Below are 20507 nucleotides of genomic sequence, written 5' to 3' on the forward strand. Positions count from 1 at the left end.
ATAGCCCTCCTTTACGTATATAGGAATATTCCTCTTCAATATACAGTTTTTAGAAATAAAAAATCAACTTTTCTCCCTTATTATGCTTACATATGATTCTTTCTAAAAACTTTAATATGTAAGGAACATAGTAAAATTCCGTATTAAATATATTCTATGTAAAAAAGCCCACACTAATGTGCGAGCTTTTTTATACTTATAAAATACTTATCGTTTTCCTTTTTCATAAGGAGTTCCTAATGCTTTCGGAGCTTCAGAACGACCCACAAAACCAACAAGCGCTAATATTGTGAATACATATGGTAATATCGTTAATAAAACACTTGGAATTTGATCTAATACAGGAATTGTTCCGCCCGTTACACTAAGAGATTGTGCAAAACCAAAGAATAGAGCTGCACCTAGTGCGCCTAGTGGATTCCACTTTCCAAAAATCATAGCAGCTAAAGCTAAGAAACCTTGTCCTGTAATAGTTGCCCCTGAGAAGTTATTAGAAATTGACATTGCAAAAATCGCTCCACCAATTCCAGCAAACACTCCTGAAATACAGACTCCAATATAGCGCATTTTATATACGTTAATCCCCATCGTATCCGCTGCCATTGGGTGTTCACCAACAGCACGTAGACGAAGACCGAACGGTGTTTTATAAATAACATACCAAACAACGAATGCTAAAATAATGGCAATATACGACGTTATTGGTACGTTCGAGAAAAATATTTTCCCTAAAACCGGAATATCCGAAAGGCCTGGAATATCAATCTTTTCAATACGATACTGAATAAAGTCAGTCTGCCCTTTATCAAAAATCTTCTTAATTGCAAATACCGTTAAACCAAGAGATAAGAAGTTAATTGCTACACCACTTACAACTTGATCTGCTCGGAATGTAATAGAAGCTACCGCATGAAGTAATGCAAATAATCCACTACCAATTGCCGCAAATAATAACGCAATCCACGGAGTCATCGTTCCCCAAGTATCACCCATTAATAAGTTTGTAACAACTCCAATAAATGCACCAAATAGCATTAGTCCTTCTAATCCGATATTTACAACACCCGATCGTTCACTAAATACACCACCTAGTGCTGTGAAAATGATAGGTGCCGATGTATATAACGTACCCGTCACAAGAATGGCTAATATATCTAAAAAGCTCATTTATTTCCCCTCCTTGCTCATGCGTGTAAGCGCCCATCTTAACACATAACTACATGCAACAAAGAAGATGATACATGCAATAATTACATTAATAAGCTCTGATGGTACATCTGCCTCAAAGTTCATTTGAGGGGAAGCACTTTTCAAACCACCAAATAATAAAGCTGAAAGGATTATCCCAAACGGATTATTCCCTCCAAGTAATGCTACAGCAATCCCATCAAATCCTACTCCTGTAAACGAAGACATCGCTGTCATACTCTGGAATGTTCCTAATCCTTCCATCGCTCCACCAATCCCCGCAAATGCACCAGCAATTGTCATGGAGAATACTACATTACGAGAAACTTTCATACCTGCATATTGAGAAGCATGCTGATTAAATCCTACCGACTTTAATTCGTAGCCTAAAGTTGTTCGATCTAATAAGAACCACATTAAAATAGCAATTAATATTGCTACAATAATTCCCCAGTGAAGACGCGAACCATCAGTAATAGAAGCAAGCCAGTCTGAAGATAGTGATGCACTCTCTTTAATGTCATACGTTTTATCATTACCTTCATGTAAAAAGCGCTTAATGATGTCATATGTTACATATAATGCGATATAGTTCATCATAATTGTTACAATAACCTCATTAACTTGAAACTTTCCTTTTAAATATCCAGGAATGAAGCCCCAAATTCCTCCTACCAATGCTGCGAATAAAATAGATAATGGAATATGAAGGAAAGCTGGTAGTGAAACTGCATAACCGAACCAAACCGCTGCAAGCCAACCAACTAGCAATTGACCCTCTACCCCGATATTAAATAAACCTGTACGAAATGCAAACGCCACTGATAAACCAGCAAGAATAAGCGGTATCATTGTACGAAGCGTTTCACCAATCGCACTTGCGCTGCCGAACATCCCTGTCCAAAGTGCACTATAACCCACAATTGGATCATAACCACTAACTAGCATTACAATCGCTCCGACAAGTAAGCCAAAAATAACGGATAGTACTGGGACTAAAATATTTATCGTTCGTTCTGTTAAAAGTTTTTTAGCCATTTGTACCCACCTGCTCCTTCTTTGTTCCTCCAGCCATTAACAATCCAAGCTGTTGTTCATTCGTTTCTTTCGCATCAACTATTGCTACAATTTTCCCTTCATAAATAACAGCAATTCGATCGCTAACATTTAAGATTTCATCTAACTCTAGTGATAAAAGTAATACACCTTTCCCTTTATCCCTTTGCTCTATTAATCTCTTATGAATAAATTCAATTGCTCCTACATCTAAACCACGTGTTGGCTGTGCTGCGATTAATAAATCCGGATCACGGTCTACTTCACGTGCAATAATTGCTTTTTGTTGATTTCCCCCAGATAGAGCGCGTGCTAACGTTTGCTCACTAGGTGTACGTACATCAAACTGTTCAATAAGAGCCTTTGCTTTTTCTGTAATTTTGCTGAAATTTAAAATCCCTTTCTTTGAAAACGGATTCTTATAGTACGTTTGCAGAACTATATTATCTCTAACAGAAAAATCAAGGACGAGTCCGTGTTTATGACGATCTTCTGGAATATGACCAATTCCTTCTTCTGTTATTCTTCTAACAGGCCAATTTGTTATTTCTTTCCCTTTAATTGCAATAGAACCTGACTCAACTTTTCGTAAACCAGTAATTGCTTCTATTAATTCACTTTGTCCGTTTCCATCAATCCCTGCAATCCCAACAATTTCCCCCGCACGAACAGTTAAGTCAAGGCCTTTTACAGCAGGTAGTTGACGTGCATCGTGAACAACAAGGTTTGCAATTGAAAGTACCTCTTCTTTTGGTTTCGCGTCTATTTTTTCTGTTTTAAAATTCACTTGACGTCCGACCATTAATTCTGCAAGTTTATTTTCATCCGTATTTGCAACGTCAACCGTTCCAATTCCTTTTCCTTTACGAATAATCGTACAACGATCGCAAACTTCCATAATTTCTTTCAACTTATGTGTAATAAGAACAATAGATTTTCCTTCTTGCACAAGCTTTTTCATAATTTGAATTAGCTCATGAATTTCTTGCGGTGTTAACACAGCTGTCGGTTCATCAAATATTAAAATTTCTGCACCGCGGTAAAGAGTTTTTAATATCTCAACACGCTGTTGCATACCAACTGAAATATCCTGTATTTTCGCATATGGATCTACAGCTAAACCGTATTGTTCAGACAGTTTTTGAATTTCTTTAGCAGCTTCCTCAACAGCAATTTTCCCTTTTTTCTTCGGTTCATTTCCGAGAATAATATTTTCTGTAACTGTAAAATTATGAACAAGCATAAAGTGCTGATGAACCATTCCAATACCAAGGTCATTTGCCACATTCGGATTGGTAATGTTTACAGACTTTCCTTTAATTTTAATTTCACCTTGTTCTGGTTGGTACAAACCAAATAGTACATTCATCAATGTGGATTTCCCTGCACCATTTTCTCCAAGTAAAGCATGTATCTCACCCTGCTTTACTTGCAGCGTAATATCATCATTCGCTACAATGCCTGGGAATACTTTCGTAATGTTATTCATCTCAATTACGTATTCCATTGTGTTCCTCCTTTTAACAGGGAACATTCCCTATTACACTATTAACTTATTAAGCAATTCGGAAGTTTTATACATACAAAGGTTAGTTCTATGAACTAACCTTTGCTATTTCTCTATTTATTTTTTTAGAGAAGCTTCATATTCTTTATACTCTTTATCTGTAGCTGGTACTTTAATTTCACCGTCTGTAATTTTCTTTTCAAGCTCTTCTACTTTTGTTAAAATTTCAGGGTTAACTTTTTTCACGTTGTCAGTTGTTTTTGCAATACCAACACCGTCATCTTTTAAACCAAACGCTTCTACTTTACCGCCTTTTAACTTACCGTCTTTCGCTTCTTGTGCTACTTTTTCAACAGCGATATCTACACGTTTTACCATTGAAGTTAATGTTACGTTTTCAGGCATACCTTCTTGGTTTTGGTCACGGTCAACACCGATTACCCAAACATTTTCACCTTTTTTCTTACGGTTTTTCGCTTCAGTGAATACACCGTTACCTGTACCACCAGCAGCATGGTAAATTACGTCTACGCCTTGACCGTACATTGCTGATGCAAGAACTGTACCTTTTTCAGGTTTATCGAATGCTTCTGCATATTCAGATACGATTTCAATGTTTGGATTTACTGCTTTTGCACCCGCTTTAAATCCATTTTCGAATTTACTAATTAAATCACTCTTCATCCCACCAACAAATCCTACTTTATTTGATTTTGTTGACATAGCTGCTACCGCACCTACAAGGAATGATCCTTCATGATCTTTAAATGTAATGCTCGTTACGTTTGGTGCATCTACTACAGTATCAACGATTGCAAATTGTTGTTTTGGAGATTCTTTTGCTACTTCTTTAATTGCACCTTCTAATTTATAACCAATTCCGAAAGATAAATCATACTTATCTTTTGAAAATTTCTTTAAGTTTGGAATATAATCCGCTTCTTTTTCAGACTGTAGGTAACGATAATTTGTCTTTTCCTTTAATCCATTATCTTTACCAAACTTTTTTAGTCCTTCCCAAGAAGATTGGTTGAACGATTTGTCATCAACGCCCCCAACATCCGTTACCATACCAACCTTGAAGTCTTTCGTGTCTTTCTTGTCACTGCTTGCCTTATCCGAGTTACCACATGCACCTAAAACTGTACTTGCTACTAATGTTAATGATAATAAAAGACCTGCTTTTTTCTTCATACTAGAAACCCCTCCAAAAATGATATATATTTATTTATTCTTTCGCTGCTGTCCCTTACTTCTTGCTGTCACCTCCCTAAAAAGGAACTTACCTACATACGCTTTCTTAATACGTGGAAGCTAAACTTATCAGCTCTAAAGTAATTGATAGAATATAAGATTGGCTCATCATTTTGATCATAGTGCATTTGTTTTAATACAAGCAGTGCTGTTTCAGGCTCACATTCTAAAATTGGTGAGATTTTAGGGTGATAGCCAATTGGCTCAATGTGAGCAACCGCATATGTTATGCGCTTATGCGTGTTATTATGTATCACCGTTAATAATGATTCCTCATTGTAACCCGATAAATCTGGCAATATTTCTTTTGCAAGTTTATCGATACAATATACAACAGGTTCCCCATCTGCTGTACGCACGCGTTCAATCATCACTGCATTAAAACCATCTTCACTATTAAACTTCTCTTTTTCCTCTTCTGTTAAAGTTGTAGTAGATGATGATAAAAAAATCGTTCCTGGTGTTTTCCCCACACTAGAAATCATATCTGTAATACTAGAAAGTTGTTCTATTCCAGAAGAAAATAATGGCTTTGCATTTACAAATGTCCCTACACCATGTCTACGAATGACAACATTTTCTTCTTCTAAAATACGTAACGCTTCCCTTAAAGTCGCTCTACTTACGCCAAGTTCTTTCGCTAAATCAAACTCTGATGGTAACTTTTGTCGTTCTTTATAAGCCCCATCTTTAATTTTTTCTTTGATGTGATCAATCACCCGTAAATATAGGTGACGACTATCGGATTTTACTGACATAAGACTCCCCCGCATTTCAATTATTCGACCTCTGATGTAAGACTTCTTTTCTCTTTTTTCAACTTACAACATAGTACAAATGACTAACCACTAAAAATAAGCACAATTGTCGAATAAATAATAATAATTTTTTAAAATGAAATTTTCACTCTTTACTGTATAAAAAAAACTTTGCACCATAAACATTCCTCATTTCGAGAAAAAGTTCGGCACAAAGATCCTTTACATCCTTTGTTACACACTTTTCCCCTCATAGTCTAGCAATTCATGGTTGCCAGGTAGAAACTTATGGACCTTATCTCCAAGATTATATGAGGCAGTGATTCTTTTCGAAGTAATCTTACCACTTGCTCTCATACGTGTCAACAAAATCCAACATTTTTCTGTATTAAATATCGAACATTCACATAAAACACACTCAAAGTATTCGTATTCTATAGGGACCTTATAAATGTAAGCCCTTTCTTTATTGCTGAGTATAGTATATAACAAAAACACTATATAAAAAAGCCTAATTGTAAAAACAATTAGGCTTTTTTTAAGAACTTTTTTCTTGTACATCATTAATGAGTACTTCTCTCGGTTTACTACCTTCATATGGACCTACTACACCATTCATTTCCATTGCATCAATTAGACGAGCAGCTCGCGTATAACCTACTCTAAACCTACGTTGTAGCATAGAAACAGATGCTGTTTGCATTTCCACTACAAGTTGAACCGCTTCATCATATAATTCATCTTCTACTTCCTGCTTCGTATCAGGAACATCTTGCGGAATCATATCTTCTTGATATTGTGCTTTTTGCTGTCCAATAACATATTCTACAACTCTCTCAACTTCATCATCTGATAAAAATGCACCTTGTACACGTACAGGTTTCGATGCACCAATTGGTATAAACAGCATGTCGCCACGACCTAGTAGCTTTTCTGCACCACCACCGTCAAGAATTGTACGAGAATCTGTTTGAGAAGATACAGCGAATGCAATACGTGATGGAATATTTGCTTTAATAACACCCGTAATAACGTCAACTGACGGACGTTGCGTTGCAATAATTAAATGAATACCAGCAGCACGAGCCATTTGCGCTAGACGCATAATCGCATCCTCTACATCAGACGAAGCAACCATCATTAAATCTGCTAACTCGTCCACAATTACTACAATATACGGTAATTCGGGTTGTTTCGCTTCTGATTGACTATTATGTTCTTTTATATAATCATTGTATCCTTCAATGTTACGTGTACCACTATGAGCAAATAATTCATAACGACGTTCCATCTCACTCACAACTTTTTTCAATGCTTGCGATGCTTTTTTCGGATCAGTTACAACTGGCGTTAACAAATGAGGCACACCGTTATATACATTTAACTCTACCATTTTCGGGTCAATCATCATTAATTTTACTTCATGCGGTTTTGCACGCATTAAAATACTAACAATAATACCATTAATACATACACTTTTCCCGCTACCTGTCGCACCAGCTACGAGTAAATGGGGCATTTTATTTAAACGGGCTAATACAGCTTCACCTGTAATATCTCGGCCAAGACCAATTAACAACTTCTCTTCCGGATGATTATTAGCCTTAGAATCAAGAACTTCCCTCAGCGTTACCATCGAAACTTCTGAGTTCGGAACTTCGATCCCTACAGCTGATTTCCCGGGAATTGGCGCCTCAATACGAATGTCCTTTGCAGCTAAAGCAAGGGCTAAATCATCACTTAAACTGACAATTTTGCTTACCTTTACCCCCATATCAGGATACACTTCATATTTTGTAACTGCAGGACCTCTATGCACTTTGGTTACTTTCGCTTTCACTCCGAAACTTTGGAATGTACGTTCTAATTTACGAGCATTCTCATAAATTTCCGCGTTTTCATTTGTAACTTGCTTATTCTTTGGAAATTTTAATATATCAAGTGAAGGAAGCTTGTAATCTTTATTTTCTACATTTGAAAATTGCATAGGAGGTGCTTGCGCTTCACTCTCTAACGATTCAACAATTTTTTCTCCACGCTTTTTCTTTGATTCTTCAATTGGTGGAGTCTCTTCAATAAACGGTGAAGTGATCAAATCTTCTTGCTCTACTTCAATTCGTTTACCCTCTTCTTCATTTACAGGATAATTCTCAGTGAAATTTGAAATAATTGGCGGATCAATTTGGATTTCTTCCATCGGCTCAATAACTTCTTCTTGTTCTGCAGCACGTTTGCTTCTTGTACTTCTTGTTGTTTTTTTCTTTTCTGTTTGTTCAGCCGTTCTTTTGGATCTCCAATCTTTATAATCCCCTTGTATCACTTGAAATTGACTTCTAAGAATTCTACCAACTGGAGCTAACACTTCTCCAATATGTTTATTTGTTATACAGAGTACCCCGAGAATAACTAAAATAATTCCAATGATATAGGCTCCTACTTCGTCGAATAGGAAGTAACATGTCGCGAACATAAGCGCACCAAACATACCACCACCTAAATGAACGCTATCTGGCCCTTTTTTCATTTCAAGAAAGAAGTTATCTTTCGTACTCACAATAACAGAAGTATTTTGCACTGCTCCATCTTTTGTAAGAAGGTTAAATAATGTAATATGACTAAACATTAATATTGCCAATACAATTAAATAAAATCCAATTAACCGTTTATTTAAAAGGTTCGGCCATCCGCGTTTTATAACAAAGGAAACCGATAAAGCTATTACACCTAACACACCAATTATGTACCACTCACCAAAGAAGAAGCGAAAAAATAACACAAACGATTTCCCTACAACGCCTAGCTGTAAAATCGTAATGATCGAAAGTGCAAAAAGAGTTAAACCGACGATTTCATAATACAAAGTTGGCTTTATCGTACGTCTTGCCTTTGCCTTCGTCCCTCTTTGCTTTTGTTTTGCCATTTCTTCACCTCGTGTTCTACATATAAGTAAAGCTCTCCTAAAAACGCTCTATTTATATGTCTGTTTTCTCTATTTTTCAGGTCTTTATATCTTCTATTTTTACACTTCTTGTAAAATGCTAAATAAACAGAAGAAAGCAGCCTACTCATGGCTGCTCAACCGTCTTGTTTTTTATATTATACCATAGCTTCTAAACAAAATCCTTCTTTTTGCTAAAAGGTTATTTTCTGACCTGGCTCAAACTCTAAATAGTGAAGTGGGTCCGTACTTAGCACACGTACAATAGAATAACACCCATGTTCCTCTTCAGAAACCATTAATTCCACACCATTTATATTTACAACTTTTTGACTTTCACATTGTGAATAATCGGCCGGATACACAAGTTGCTCTGGCATAATTGTATATAAAATCATTGTAACATTGTCCCTTCTGCACTACCTTCCGCGCGAACATCGATTAATTCGTTTAATTTTCGAATTGCATTTCCAATACCACCAACATCATCTATAAGACCGTACTTTACTGCATCCCCACCAATTACATTCGTCCCAATATCTCGCGTTAAATTTCCTTTCGCAAACATAAGCTCTTTAAAACGATCTTCTGTTACTTTCGAGTGCTTCGTCACAAAACGAATGACTCTTTCTTGCATCTTATCCAAATACTCAAATGTTTGTGGCACACCTATGACAAGACCTGTTAAACGAATCGGATGAATTGTCATCGTCGCAGTTTCCGCAATAAACGAATAGTCAGTAGAAACAGCAATCGGTACACCAATGGAATGTCCCCCACCTAAAACTAAAGATACTGTTGGCTTTGAAAGTGAAGCTACCATTTCAGAAATTGCTAGTCCAGCTTCAACGTCACCTCCAACCGTATTTAATATTAACAGCAAACCTTCAATTTTTGGATTTTGTTCAATCGCAACAATTTGCGGAATGATATGCTCGTATTTTGTTGTTTTATTTTGCGGCGGTAATTGAACATGACCTTCCACTTGTCCGATAATCGTTAAACAATGAATACGTGATTCATTCATCTGTGGTACATTTGTCTGTCCAAGCTGTTGAATTTTTTCTACTATTGAAGCCTCTTTTCCAGCTTCTTTTGGCTCAGCTTCTTTTTCTTCATTTGTATATCGATCACGTTCTGTCATTTCGCATCCCCTTTCACTCGTATATAACTATTATTTCTTAAGTTATAAATTTCATTCGATAGGGTTAAAAAGAAAAAAAGATCACCCATAAGGGTGATCTTTTTTATACTTCCATAATAATCGGTAAAATCATAGGTTTTCTCTTTGTCTCTTCGTACAAGAACTGTCCTAATAATTCACGAATATTTTGTTTTAACATTGACCATTCAATCGAATATTCTTTAATTGACTGCTCAACAATCATACGTACAATCTCTGTAGATCGTTCAATTAACGCTTCTGATTCACGAACATATACGAAACCACGTGAAATGATTTCTGGACCAGAGATAATTTTCTTTTCATCTTTACCAAGTGTTACAACAACTACTAATATTCCATCTTGAGATAACATCTTTCTATCTCGAAGAACGATATTACCAACGTCACCTACACCTAATCCATCAATTAAAACATTACCAGCTTGTACTTTACCGACTAAGTTCGCTTCATCGTCACCAAAAGCAATTACATCACCTTTTTCTACGATAAAGATATTTTCTCTTGTAATACCTACATCTTCAGCTAAATACGCATGTGCTTTTTGCATACGAAACTCACCATGTACGGGTACAAAGTACTTCGGTTTCATTAAATTTAACATTAATTTTAATTCTTCTTGGCTACCGTGACCTGAAACGTGAACTTTTCTTTCGCCGTAATAAACAACTTCAGCTCCAGCTCTAAATAACAAATCAATAATTTTTGATACAGATATTTCATTACCCGGAATTGGCGAAGCAGCAATGATAACAGTATCACCTTTACGAATTGAAATTTGTTTATGTGCTTGTTTTGCCATTCTAGATAGAGCAGCCATCGGTTCACCTTGACTACCTGTCGTTAAAATAGCTACCTTTTTCTCTGGGAAGTTGTCTACTTCTTGTAATGAAATAACCATACCTTCTGGAACATCTAAATAACCAAGACGTCTTGCAATGTCTACTACTTTCACCATACTACGTCCTACTACCGCTACTTTTCGCCCTGTTTCGGCAGCTGCATCAAATACTTGTTGAATACGATGTACATTCGATGCAAATGAAGCAACGATAATACGACCTTCTGCACCGTAGAACACTTTAGAAATTTCTACACCAACTTCTTTTTCTGAACCTGTATACCCTGGACGCTCTGCATTTGTACTATCAGATAATAGGCAAAGTACACCTTCATTTCCGATTTGCGCCATTTTCCCAAGATCTGCTCCACTATTTCCAATTGGAGTTTGATCGAATTTAAAGTCTCCCGTATATACGATTGCACCTTTTGATGTATGGAAACAAACGCCAACAGAATCCGGAATACTATGTGTCGTTCCGAAGAATGACACTGTTGTAGTGTTAAACTCTACTGTTGAATTTGAATCGATTGTTTTTAGGTCTACACGGCCTAACATGCCCGCTTCACCAAGTTTTTCTTGTATAAGTCCTACTGTTAATTTCGTTGCATAGACTGGAATAGATAATTTACGAAGCACATACACAATTCCACCAATATGATCTTCATGACCGTGAGTAATAAATAAACCTTTTACTCGCTCTTGATTTTCCACTAAATATGTAATATCAGGAATAACGATATCAATTCCAAACATTTCATCTCCCGGGAACATTAACCCCGCATCTACGATAAAGATTTCAGAATCAATTTCAACACAGTACATGTTTTTCCCGATTTCACCTACTCCACCAAGAGCAAATACTTTAACAGACTCATTCTCTTTTCTCTTCATGTTGTTGCCTGGTTTAAAAATCTTGCAAACACTGATTTCACTAAAATTGCAGAGACACCAGGGGAAACTCTACAACCACCATATTTTCACCGTCCAAGACGAATGTCCTTACCGTTATGCGATATCATGTCCTTGTTTATTTTTTAAACCAGGTTTCACCTCTCTTTCATTATATAAATCAAATATCTTATTCGATATGATATGAAAATTTAATTAAATTATAATTTTTCCCAATTTTGCTAAGCATACCCGTACTAAGCTACTTAGCCATATTATACCTGATACAAGAAATAGAACACAAGTTAAATCGTGCGAAAGAAAAAGTAAAAGAAAGGAACAGCACTAAAAGTATATGGCTTATTTCCGCTGCTTTTATACTCCATGTTATTTGAAAAAATAACTTAAACACTTTAAATTACTTTCATTTGATGGATTTCCTAGATTTTTTTCTTGAATTGCACAAAAACACTTATAAAATGAAGCTTTTTTATAGATTACGTCATATTTGAGGCAATTCCTATAAAAACATAATCGAAAGTATTTTCTGTACTAGCAACTACTTTTCAACAAAATTAAAGATGTAAGATCCTTTTCTTATAAACATTGCATTACATGACAAAAGGCTATGAATTACAAAATCTAATAGAAATTTAATAAGGTTAAATTTTTAGCAGGATTTGACAGCCATTATCGAGAAAAAGATGTTGGAACCAAATTAATGAAAGAACAATATCATACTTTAACAAGTAGAGAACGCGTAGCGTAATATACTCGTTTTCAACATAAAATGTTTTCTATATTATAGGGTCATATACAGACGAGAAAGGCGATCCTAAAATCATTTTACAAAAGATTCACTTTAAAACAGATTCAAACATTTTCATATCAATAAAAAAATGACCTAGTTTCACACTAGGTCATTTTTATTAACGAGGAATAGATTGCATTACAGATTGTAACGTTACTCTTTCTTCTTCTGTTAATGGAAGAAGTGGTAAACGTACAGAACCTACATCTAATCCAACCATTTGTAACGCTGTTTTTACTGGAGTTGGACTTGGCGCCATAAATAACGAATCAGTTACTCTTACAAGTAATTGATGTAATTTTTGTGCCTTTTTAAACTCTCCTGCTTGAAATGCTGTAATCATTTCTTGCATTTCATTTCCGATAACATGAGATGCTACCGAAACGATACCTTTAGCCCCAACTGCCATAGCCGGTAACGTTAAACCGTCATCACCGCTGTATACCGCAAAGTCGTCCGCTGTTTTTTCAATGATTTCTGTCATTGTCAACACATCGCCGCCGGCATCTTTAATAGCAACAATGTTTTCTATTTCTGATAAACGAACAACTGTATCAACGGAGATTTGTACAATAGATCGTCCTGGAACGTTATATAGCATAACCGGAAGCGGCGTACTTTCAGCAATTGCTTTAAAATGCTGATACATTCCTTCTTGACTCGGCTTATTATAATACGGTGCTACTAGCATTACTGCATCCACACCAACTTCTGTTGCCTTTTTAGTTAAGTCAATAGAAGCATGCGTATTATTGCTACCTGTTCCAGCGATTACGGGCACTCTTTTATCGACAACAGATACGACATGGCGATATAACGCTACCTTCTCTTCTGAAGTTAATGTAGGAGATTCTCCTGTCGTTCCTCCTACCACGATTGCTGTTGTACCGTTATCAATTAAATAATTTACCAATTTCGTTGTCTTTGCAAAATCGATATTCCCGTTTATATCAAACGGTGTTACCATCGCGGTTGCAATTGTCCCAAAATCTATCATGGTCTCACTCCTTATTGTTCCAGTTGCTTTTCTTTTGAAAGCTCAAACGCACTATGTAATGCATTTACAGCCTCCACTAAATCAGTTTCTTTTACAAGAACCCAAATTGTTGTATGACTATCTGCCGATTGCAGGATTTGAATACCTTTTTCCGCTAAAGCTGTAACGATTTTCGCAGTAACCCCTGGGTATCCTGCCATTCCAGCTCCAACGATAGATACTTTCGCACAATGCTCTGTCACAATTGGCTCATATCCAAGGTTCTTTAATAATTTAACTGCATGACTTGATACATTATCACTCACCGTATATGCTACACCAGTAGGTGAAATATTAATTAAATCGACACTTATTCCTTCGTTCGCCATCTCTTTAAACACATGTTGTTGCAAATCATATGCCGTTTCTTTTGCAAGCACTTTAATTTGCGTTACGTTTGATACGTGGGCGATACCTGTAACAGGACGTTCTTCTACATCACGACCTCTTGTAGCACCGTCATATGCTGAAATAAGCGTACCTTCACTATCAGAATACGTAGAACGTACACGAAGTGGCACTTTTGCATGCATCGCAATTTCAACTGCACGTGGATGAACGACTTTCGCACCTTGATAAGCCATGTTACAAATTTCGTTATACGTTACAGTTTGAAGATGACGTGCATCTTTTACAATACGAGGATCCGCAGTCATAACACCTTCTACATCAGTGAATATATCGATGTATTCAGCATGAAGTGCAACACCTAATGCTGAAGCTGAAGTATCACTACCTCCGCGTCCAAGTGTTGTCGTATCACCTTTTTTCGTTTGCCCTTGGAATCCTGTAACGACGATTACATCTACATTTTCTAACTCTTCATGTATACGATCGCAATTCATTTCAATAATCTTTGCATTCGTAAAGTCATCATTCGTTACAAAACCAGCTTGTGCACCATTTAATGCTGCTGCTTTTATACCGTTCTCATTCAACATATTAGAGAAAACAATTGCAGAGATTAACTCTCCGCACGATAATAATAAATCTTGCTCACGTTTAGAAATAGTAGATTCCTCTTGATTTACAAGACTTAATAACGTATCCGTTGCATATGGTTCACCTTTACGACCCATAGCAGATACGACAGTAACTACTTTATAACCAGCAGCTAATGATTTCTTTATATGATGAAGCGCATGCTTACGTCCATTGTCATCACGTACTGATGTGCCACCAAATTTTTGAACAATTATTTTCATATTTTGCACCTTCTCTTAGCCGTTTACACTAATTGTAATTTTACTAAGCGCTCTGCAATTTGAACAGAATTCCATGCAGCGCCTTTTAATAAGTTATCAGATACGACCCAAAGATGGAATCCTTTATCGTTATTTAAATCTTTACGGATTCTTCCAACGAATACTTCGTTTTTACCTACTGCAGTAGCTGGCATTGGATATAACTGCTCTTCTGGATTATCTTGCAGAACAATACCTTCCGCATTTGCAAGTAAGCTCTTTAATTCTGCTACTGTTACGCCTTCTTTTTCTACTTCGATGTAAACAGACTCAGAGTGTCCTGATACAACTGGTAAACGTACACATGTTGCCGCTACTTCTAATTCAGGCATATGCATAATTTTTTTTGTTTCGTTAATCATTTTCATTTCTTCAAATGTAAATCCATTATCTTGGAACTTATCAATCTGTGGAATCGCATTAAAAGCAATTGGGAAATGCTTCTTATCACCTGATACAGGAAGAACATTTGCCTTAACTTCTTCGCCATTTAAGATTGCTTGTGATTGTTCATGAAGTTCTTCAATAGCTGCCGCACCAGCACCTGATACAGCTTGATATGTGGAAACGATTACTCGTTTTAAACCATATTGCTGACGAACTGGCTCAAGAGCTACTACCATTTGAATTGTAGAACAGTTTGGATTTGCAATAATACCATTATGTTCTTTTAAGTCGTTTTCATTTACTTCAGGTACAACAAGTGGCACGTTTTCTGTCATACGGAATGCACTTGTATTATCAACAACAATCGCACCGCGTTTTGCTGCTTCTGGCGCTAATTGTTTCGATACAGATCCACCAGCACTAAATAGTGCGATATCTACTCCTTCAAAGCTTTCAGGAGTTGCCTCTTGAACTGTAAATTCTTCGCCTTTAAATACAAGTTTCTTACCTGCAGATCGTTTAGATGAAAGTAACGTTAATTTCCCGATTGGAAATTCTCGTTTCTCTAAAGTATTTAACATTTGTTCACCAACTGCGCCGGTTGCTCCAACTACAGCGACATGAAAAGTTTTTTGCTTTTCCATCACTATGCCCCTTTCTAGATACCAATCCTTCTATAACTTAGAATCAGAAGGAGTATACAATACCCCTTCTAATCTTAATAACGTTAATTTTATCATATTCTACAGTAAGAATGATGGTTTCATCAAAAATTGTCCGTTTTTTTTCGTTTTTTAATTCATATATCTGAATTTTTCTACGACCACCGGTTGCAATTGCTTTCCTTGCAGCGCTTCTAATACTGTATCTTCCAGTAACTCCATACGAGCTACCATTGAGTTCGGTTTTTTCTCTGGCGCATCTTGACCGAATGGGACGAAATAGATATTTTTTGTGGCCATTAGGCGCATGAGGTTGACGCCAACAGGGTGATAACACAAGAAGGACCTTTTATTTCTTCTATTGTATATAGAAATCATGTTTTGTTAAATTGTTATAATTTTATATGGAAGAAAAATTTTCTAAACATAAAGTATTCATTTTATTATTTCATAAACAATCTCTACATCTTTGTTTTTTGATATAATAATACAGTTATTAACATCAACTAGGAGGAACATTCTTTGAAAAAATTAATTATTGCAGGACTATCAATAGGACTTTTAGCTGGATGTGGTTCTACAGATAGCAAGAGTGAAGTTAAAGATCAAACAACACAAAGCGAAAAATCTGAAACTAGTACTAAAAAAACTAGTAAGCATCCTTTCCCTAAAGATGCTAAACCAGTTGGAGAAGGAAAAATAACAGTTGATACTCCAGCCGGAAACTCCGAAAATGGAAATGTACCTGTCTTATTCTCGGATAAAAACACAATCATGGATCAAATCGGTTTAGATTATGCTAACTTCCAAGGTGACAAACAAACATTTGTTTACGTTGATAAAATCTTTGATAGAACTACTCAAGTCGGTGAATTAACACAATCAACTTTCACATTAGCAGAAGATACATTAAAACCAGGTGTACATACAGTTACTGCTGTTCAATTTGAGAATGATGACCCAAAGGGTAAAGTACTGAATTTTATTGAAGCTAAATATGAAGTTAAAGAAAAGAAATAATAAATACTTGATACATTATTTAGTTTAGGGGGCATCTTCATGAAAGTTGTACGCTCTATATTTAAAGGCTTTCGTTTAATAGGTTTAATTGTAAAGCCAGTACTTAAAGCATTATCTAAAAGTAAATTTTAAATCTCATAAATATTAAAATCCCCTTCTGCATATAGGTGCAAAAGGGGATTTTTTTCAAATTATTCTATTCGTTCTACAGACAGTACTCATAGATAAATAAGAAACGGTGTATATTTACCCTAACATTTATAAAGATGAAAATCAATATATAATCATCTACATATAGAACCAGATAATAATTTTTGTTCATACAACTATTCTTTTGTAAGAAAATATTTAACATATATAGGCTTCATTTACAATTAAGCAGATTCTATTTCACGCGAATATTATTATATTAATCTAAAGTTTCTGTATTTACATTTTTTTCTTTTTGTCTCATAATTTTAATTGGGGGAGGGAGGAAAAAAATGGTTCAAATCAAAGTAACACCTGAAATGCTAGAAGAAGTTGCGAATCGTGCAAGTAATACCCGAATCGCATTAGAATCTATACATAATAATTTATGTAATGAAATAGATCAATTGTGTTTTCAATGGATTGGTGCCTCTAATCAACAGTTCATTCAAATGTTCAATGATGCGAGACCAAGAGCTTTTACATCTATCAATTCAATTATACAAGTGGAAGAAGATTTAAAACGAATTGCTGAAAAATTCCGTAATGCGGATGATCAAGATGTTACATTGGAAGAAGGCGCAATGTGTGGTAAACCTTCTTCTGAAGAAAAAGGATTTGATAGCGGCAAACTAGCTCGAGATATTGCTGGTGAATTAACTGGTGAGTATGATATTAAAAGAGTTTGGGATGGAGTTGACCCTTCTACTGGAGAAAAACTGTCAACCTGGGATAGAATTTTTGCAGGCGGAATGGCCGTAGCTGGTATTACACCATTCGGAAAACTCGCTAAAGTTGGAAAAGGTGTAAAAATGACTGCAGATGCAGCTCAAGCTACTAAAGCCGCTAAAACTGCTAGAGCTACTGAAAATTATAAAGCTCATCTTGAGAGACAGGACAAATTATTAACTAGTAATGGCGCATATCGTAAAGCTAGACGTAACGCTGGAATCCCAAACTCTACTCCACGCCAAAAACCTACTCAAATCTTTGATGGAACTAGTGAACATAGGTGGGTAGAAGAATATTCTAATATTAAGAATGAAAAAGTATATATAATTGAGCATAGAGAAGATAAAATGGGAAGGGGTTCCCATTTCCATACTGCAGATGATGAAAAAGGAAGCCCACTGGAAAAAGGAAGATATAACCAACACCCTGGACATTATCCGGAAGATTTTGAAGGATACAAGAAAAAAGGAAAAAAATAAGAAACTAAAGGTGTGAAAGATTTTGAGTAATATGAATAAAAGCCGAATCGAAATTCTAAAAATGAAAGCAAAAAGAAACGCTAGTAGAAAAGAACTAATAGACGAACTTTCTAATATTGTTACGATTTCTATGGACTCATTTATGGATGCAGAATCTAATGATTTATTTTGTAAAGAATTATTTAATACGCTAGAACAAAATTCAAACATAAAAAATTTTGGTAGCACTGATTATGAAGAAAACGGAAGACTATCAATAGCGCTGTTAAAAGAAACAGCTAAAAACATTAAATTTCCAGTTAATCAAGGGAGACTCTTTTTCTCTAAGGGTGGTAAAATTGAAGCAGTTAAGCTAAACATTGCTGAAGTATTTGATAATCTAGAAGAGTTATCAACCATATCAAGATTTCTAACTGGGTATGCGGATTTTGTATTAGTTGGTGATGATTTAGAATTCGGCGTATGTATCGAAAGAACGGAATATCATTATGAATTCAGTATGTGGGGAATAACGAAAATCTAAATTATGAAAACAATTGGCTTGTATCGAAAAATAATTAATTAGAAGGAATTAGGGTACCTGCTGCTACTTTGATTCAAATGATATAGAATGGCGTTGAAGATAGATAAAAAGGTTCTCTTAACTGAGAGCCTTTTTTCACTTTACCTCACATACACATAGGCTTTATTTGCTGTTACATAGTTAGAGTACCCTATAAAAAATAATACAGGAGTAATAAGCAATGAATGTAAAAATAGTAGATATATCAGAAAAGTTATTAGATGGATATAAAGTATTAGTTCAAGTTGATAGCAGTCAATTTATCGCTGAGTGGGATGGCAATAAACCAGAAAAAAATGAAAACTATAATGTCGAAATAGATATAGATGATGAATTTATATGGAATACAAATATAGCCTTTTCAGTTGAAAATGCAAATGCAATAATTCAGAATGATGAAGGCTTTAAAGTCATCGCTAAGTTAGATTATAACAGTGAGGATAACTTAGCAACACTAAATGTCTATGATAGTATAGTACTAATTGATATAGAAGGAATCGAGCAAGATATAGCAAATGAATGGATAGAAATGCAGTGCACTTCAATTAAATTATTTAATACCAATTTATAATAGAAACCAAATACAATAACTATGGCATAGTCGTTATAATGTAGTAAGATGTAGCAAAAGTAAACTTGTATAAAAAAGCCGTCCAATTGGGGTGCACTTCAAATTAAGGGCGACTTTTTTATACATCAAACTATTCTTTTGTTTTATTTTTTAATGTACTCGTACCACCAGTTTCTTTCATCCATCCAAGCTGTAATCTTATCAAGCTCCCCATTAGGTAGTACTTCAGTTTGTAAGTAAGCTAAACCAGTTAATGGATCAGAGACAACCTTCCCTTTTGTTCCGCGCTCATTCATAGCATTTACGACTTCCTGAACCAGTGAAATACCAAATCCACCAGATTTAACGTATTGATAGCCACCATTAGCAACAGATTGTTCTGTTTGTTCCTCTCCTGTAAACCAAGATAACGATTTACTGCCAATCAATTGGTTCAAATCACACTTACCGATACCAGGTACATTACCTGTCTCTGTGTATTGCCAGATATCACATGGATAAGCTGGTCTATTCCCACCATATCGGGGAATCCATACAAAATCAGCGTTTATTTTATCCGCCTGGAATTCTTTATATGTATGATGACCAACATATAGCCCAACCTTTTTAGCACCTAATTGACGTAATTCATCAATAAAAGCTAATGTTCCAGCTAACATATTCCCCATTGTTTTCACTTCCACATCAGCTACCCAGAACAATGCATCTTTATCTCCACGATTCCAAAAGTCACGAGCTTCTACACGTGCATCATTTTCAGAAACGTATCGACAAAATGCATAGTTACCAAAAGAAACACCACGTTTTTTCATTTCACCAACATAACTTTGATACATATGATCAACTACGTTAGAACCATCTTGTACCCTAGCAATTACTAAGTCTAATTGCAGTGCTGCTATATCCCAATTAATATTACCATTCCATTTTGAAATATCAACGATATACCCCATTATTGAACATCTCCTTCAAATAGTTTTTGTTTGATTTCTGTTACATCTTTAGAGATAGATCCAAAAGCCTTTGCTTGCTCTTCTATTACTTGTTGGTTTCTATCAATTACTTGTTGGTACTTTTCTTCACGCTGCTCATTCTTTTTTTGTGTAGTAAATAGCATCCACACAAATAACGCTGCAAATGCACCTTGTTGAATGACTGAGTTGAAAATTGCATCTTCCACTGTTCTCATCTCCTTTTC

Annotated in this window: 18 protein-coding genes, 1 pseudogene and 1 riboswitch; of the genes and pseudogenes, 4 read left to right on the forward strand and 15 right to left on the reverse strand. The window is 35.6% G+C overall.

What is annotated here, in order from left to right; all coding sequences use genetic code 11:
* Positions 1 to 207 precede the first annotated feature (207 nt).
* The 13 genes and pseudogenes from OXT04_RS06100 to spoVFB all read right to left on the reverse strand — a co-directional run.
* Entirely contained in the window at positions 208 to 1167 is a 960-nt protein-coding gene (locus OXT04_RS06100; protein WP_000008857.1) for an ABC transporter permease, read from the reverse strand.
* Complete coding sequence (locus tag OXT04_RS06105) at positions 1168 to 2226, reverse strand: ABC transporter permease (protein ID WP_001085255.1); 1059 nt, start codon at positions 2224 to 2226, stop codon at positions 1168 to 1170. It lies immediately after the preceding gene.
* Positions 2219 to 3751 carry an ABC transporter ATP-binding protein gene (locus tag OXT04_RS06110; protein WP_000456925.1) on the reverse strand — a complete coding sequence of 511 codons (1533 nt, stop codon included), beginning with the start codon at positions 3749 to 3751 and terminating at the stop codon, positions 2219 to 2221. The genes OXT04_RS06105 and OXT04_RS06110 overlap by 8 nt, the downstream gene beginning before the upstream one ends.
* A gap of 117 nt (positions 3752 to 3868) precedes the next feature.
* Positions 3869 to 4945: a BMP family lipoprotein gene (locus tag OXT04_RS06115; RefSeq protein WP_000725773.1), complete on the reverse strand. Its 1077-nt coding sequence runs from the start codon at positions 4943 to 4945 to the stop codon at positions 3869 to 3871.
* Positions 4946 to 5037: 92 nt separating this feature from the next.
* Complete coding sequence (locus OXT04_RS06120; RefSeq protein ID WP_000114182.1) at positions 5038 to 5763, reverse strand: GntR family transcriptional regulator; 726 nt, start codon at positions 5761 to 5763, stop codon at positions 5038 to 5040.
* Positions 5764 to 5996: 233 nt separating this feature from the next.
* Positions 5997 to 6098: riboswitch (purine riboswitch) on the reverse strand.
* A gap of 203 nt (positions 6099 to 6301) precedes the next feature.
* Entirely contained in the window at positions 6302 to 8683 is a 2382-nt protein-coding gene (locus OXT04_RS06125; protein WP_090977222.1) for a DNA translocase FtsK, read from the reverse strand.
* 212 nt (positions 8684 to 8895) lie between these two features.
* The gene (locus OXT04_RS06130) at positions 8896 to 9099 is read right to left on the reverse strand and encodes a YlzJ-like family protein (protein ID WP_000605020.1); all 204 of its coding nucleotides are present in this window, start codon (positions 9097 to 9099) and stop codon (positions 8896 to 8898) included.
* Entirely contained in the window at positions 9096 to 9845 is a 750-nt protein-coding gene (gene tepA / locus OXT04_RS06135) for a translocation-enhancing protein TepA (RefSeq protein WP_000139807.1), read from the reverse strand. The genes OXT04_RS06130 and tepA overlap by 4 nt, the downstream gene beginning before the upstream one ends.
* A gap of 103 nt (positions 9846 to 9948) precedes the next feature.
* Positions 9949 to 11619: a ribonuclease J gene (locus OXT04_RS06140; RefSeq protein ID WP_000823089.1), complete on the reverse strand. Its 1671-nt coding sequence runs from the start codon at positions 11617 to 11619 to the stop codon at positions 9949 to 9951.
* Between the two features lie 926 nt (positions 11620 to 12545).
* Positions 12546 to 13424, reverse strand: a complete 879-nt coding sequence (dapA, locus tag OXT04_RS06145; RefSeq protein ID WP_000564763.1) for a 4-hydroxy-tetrahydrodipicolinate synthase — start codon at positions 13422 to 13424, stop codon at positions 12546 to 12548.
* A gap of 11 nt (positions 13425 to 13435) precedes the next feature.
* Complete coding sequence (gene dapG, locus OXT04_RS06150) at positions 13436 to 14668, reverse strand: aspartate kinase (RefSeq protein WP_000692450.1); 1233 nt, start codon at positions 14666 to 14668, stop codon at positions 13436 to 13438.
* 23 nt (positions 14669 to 14691) lie between these two features.
* The gene (gene asd / locus OXT04_RS06155) at positions 14692 to 15738 is read right to left on the reverse strand and encodes an aspartate-semialdehyde dehydrogenase (RefSeq protein ID WP_000414846.1); all 1047 of its coding nucleotides are present in this window, start codon (positions 15736 to 15738) and stop codon (positions 14692 to 14694) included.
* A 150-nt stretch (positions 15739 to 15888) separates the two neighbouring features.
* Positions 15889 to 16077, reverse strand: a pseudogene (gene spoVFB / locus OXT04_RS06160) (dipicolinate synthase subunit B); the annotation flags it as partial.
* Between the two features lie 201 nt (positions 16078 to 16278).
* Between spoVFB and OXT04_RS06165 the strand changes: the two are divergent.
* From OXT04_RS06165 to OXT04_RS06180, 4 genes are all read left to right on the forward strand, one after another.
* The gene (locus OXT04_RS06165) at positions 16279 to 16776 is read left to right on the forward strand and encodes a hypothetical protein (protein WP_065229241.1); all 498 of its coding nucleotides are present in this window, start codon (positions 16279 to 16281) and stop codon (positions 16774 to 16776) included.
* A 482-nt stretch (positions 16777 to 17258) separates the two neighbouring features.
* Entirely contained in the window at positions 17259 to 18176 is a 918-nt protein-coding gene (locus OXT04_RS06170) for a WXG100 family type VII secretion target (RefSeq protein ID WP_000249941.1), read from the forward strand.
* A gap of 22 nt (positions 18177 to 18198) precedes the next feature.
* Positions 18199 to 18699 (forward strand): YxiF family protein, encoded by a 501-nt coding sequence (locus OXT04_RS06175; RefSeq protein ID WP_000069067.1) that lies wholly within the window; start codon positions 18199 to 18201, stop codon positions 18697 to 18699.
* Positions 18700 to 18919: 220 nt separating this feature from the next.
* On the forward strand, positions 18920 to 19309 hold the full coding sequence (locus OXT04_RS06180) for a hypothetical protein (RefSeq protein WP_097822682.1): 390 nt from the start codon (positions 18920 to 18922) through the stop codon (positions 19307 to 19309).
* A gap of 143 nt (positions 19310 to 19452) precedes the next feature.
* On the opposite strand, the gene OXT04_RS06185 is transcribed toward OXT04_RS06180, so the two are convergent.
* On the reverse strand, positions 19453 to 20262 hold the full coding sequence (locus tag OXT04_RS06185; RefSeq protein WP_097822683.1) for a GH25 family lysozyme: 810 nt from the start codon (positions 20260 to 20262) through the stop codon (positions 19453 to 19455).
* A complete protein-coding gene (locus OXT04_RS06190) occupies positions 20262 to 20498 on the reverse strand; it encodes a BhlA/UviB family holin-like peptide (RefSeq protein WP_001261076.1) in 237 nt (78 codons plus the stop codon). The genes OXT04_RS06185 and OXT04_RS06190 overlap by 1 nt, the downstream gene beginning before the upstream one ends.
* Positions 20499 to 20507: the final 9 nt, after the last annotated feature.

This window comes from Bacillus sp. GC_Bacil_1 (assembly GCF_026540675.1).
Taxonomy (GTDB): Bacteria; Bacillota; Bacilli; order Bacillales; family Bacillaceae_G; genus Bacillus_A; species Bacillus_A cereus.

Bases quoted from the DNA above. Each gene is read 5' to 3' on its own strand.
- OXT04_RS06100 (WP_000008857.1), bottom strand. From the start codon at position 1,167: ATGAGCTTTTTAGATATATTAGCCATTCTTGTGACGGGTACGTTATAT.
- OXT04_RS06105 (WP_001085255.1), bottom strand. From the start codon at position 2,226: ATGGCTAAAAAACTTTTAACAGAACGAACGATAAATATTTTAGTCCCA.
- OXT04_RS06110 (WP_000456925.1), bottom strand. From the start codon at position 3,751: ATGGAATACGTAATTGAGATGAATAACATTACGAAAGTATTCCCAGGC.
- OXT04_RS06115 (WP_000725773.1), bottom strand. From the start codon at position 4,945: ATGAAGAAAAAAGCAGGTCTTTTATTATCATTAACATTAGTAGCAAGT.
- OXT04_RS06120 (WP_000114182.1), bottom strand. From the start codon at position 5,763: ATGTCAGTAAAATCCGATAGTCGTCACCTATATTTACGGGTGATTGAT.
- OXT04_RS06125 (WP_090977222.1), bottom strand. From the start codon at position 8,683: ATGGCAAAACAAAAGCAAAGAGGGACGAAGGCAAAGGCAAGACGTACG.
- OXT04_RS06130 (WP_000605020.1), bottom strand. From the start codon at position 9,099: ATGATTTTATATACAATTATGCCAGAGCAACTTGTGTATCCGGCCGAT.
- tepA (WP_000139807.1), bottom strand. From the start codon at position 9,845: ATGACAGAACGTGATCGATATACAAATGAAGAAAAAGAAGCTGAGCCA.
- OXT04_RS06140 (WP_000823089.1), bottom strand. From the start codon at position 11,619: ATGAAGAGAAAAGAGAATGAGTCTGTTAAAGTATTTGCTCTTGGTGGA.
- dapA (WP_000564763.1), bottom strand. From the start codon at position 13,424: ATGATAGATTTTGGGACAATTGCAACCGCGATGGTAACACCGTTTGAT.
- dapG (WP_000692450.1), bottom strand. From the start codon at position 14,668: ATGAAAATAATTGTTCAAAAATTTGGTGGCACATCAGTACGTGATGAC.
- asd (WP_000414846.1), bottom strand. From the start codon at position 15,738: ATGGAAAAGCAAAAAACTTTTCATGTCGCTGTAGTTGGAGCAACCGGC.
- OXT04_RS06170 (WP_000249941.1), top strand. From the start codon at position 17,259: ATGGTTCAAATCAAAGTAACACCTGAAATGCTAGAAGAAGTTGCGAAT.
- OXT04_RS06180 (WP_097822682.1), top strand. From the start codon at position 18,920: ATGAATGTAAAAATAGTAGATATATCAGAAAAGTTATTAGATGGATAT.
- OXT04_RS06185 (WP_097822683.1), bottom strand. From the start codon at position 20,262: ATGGGGTATATCGTTGATATTTCAAAATGGAATGGTAATATTAATTGG.
- OXT04_RS06190 (WP_001261076.1), bottom strand. From the start codon at position 20,498: ATGAGAACAGTGGAAGATGCAATTTTCAACTCAGTCATTCAACAAGGT.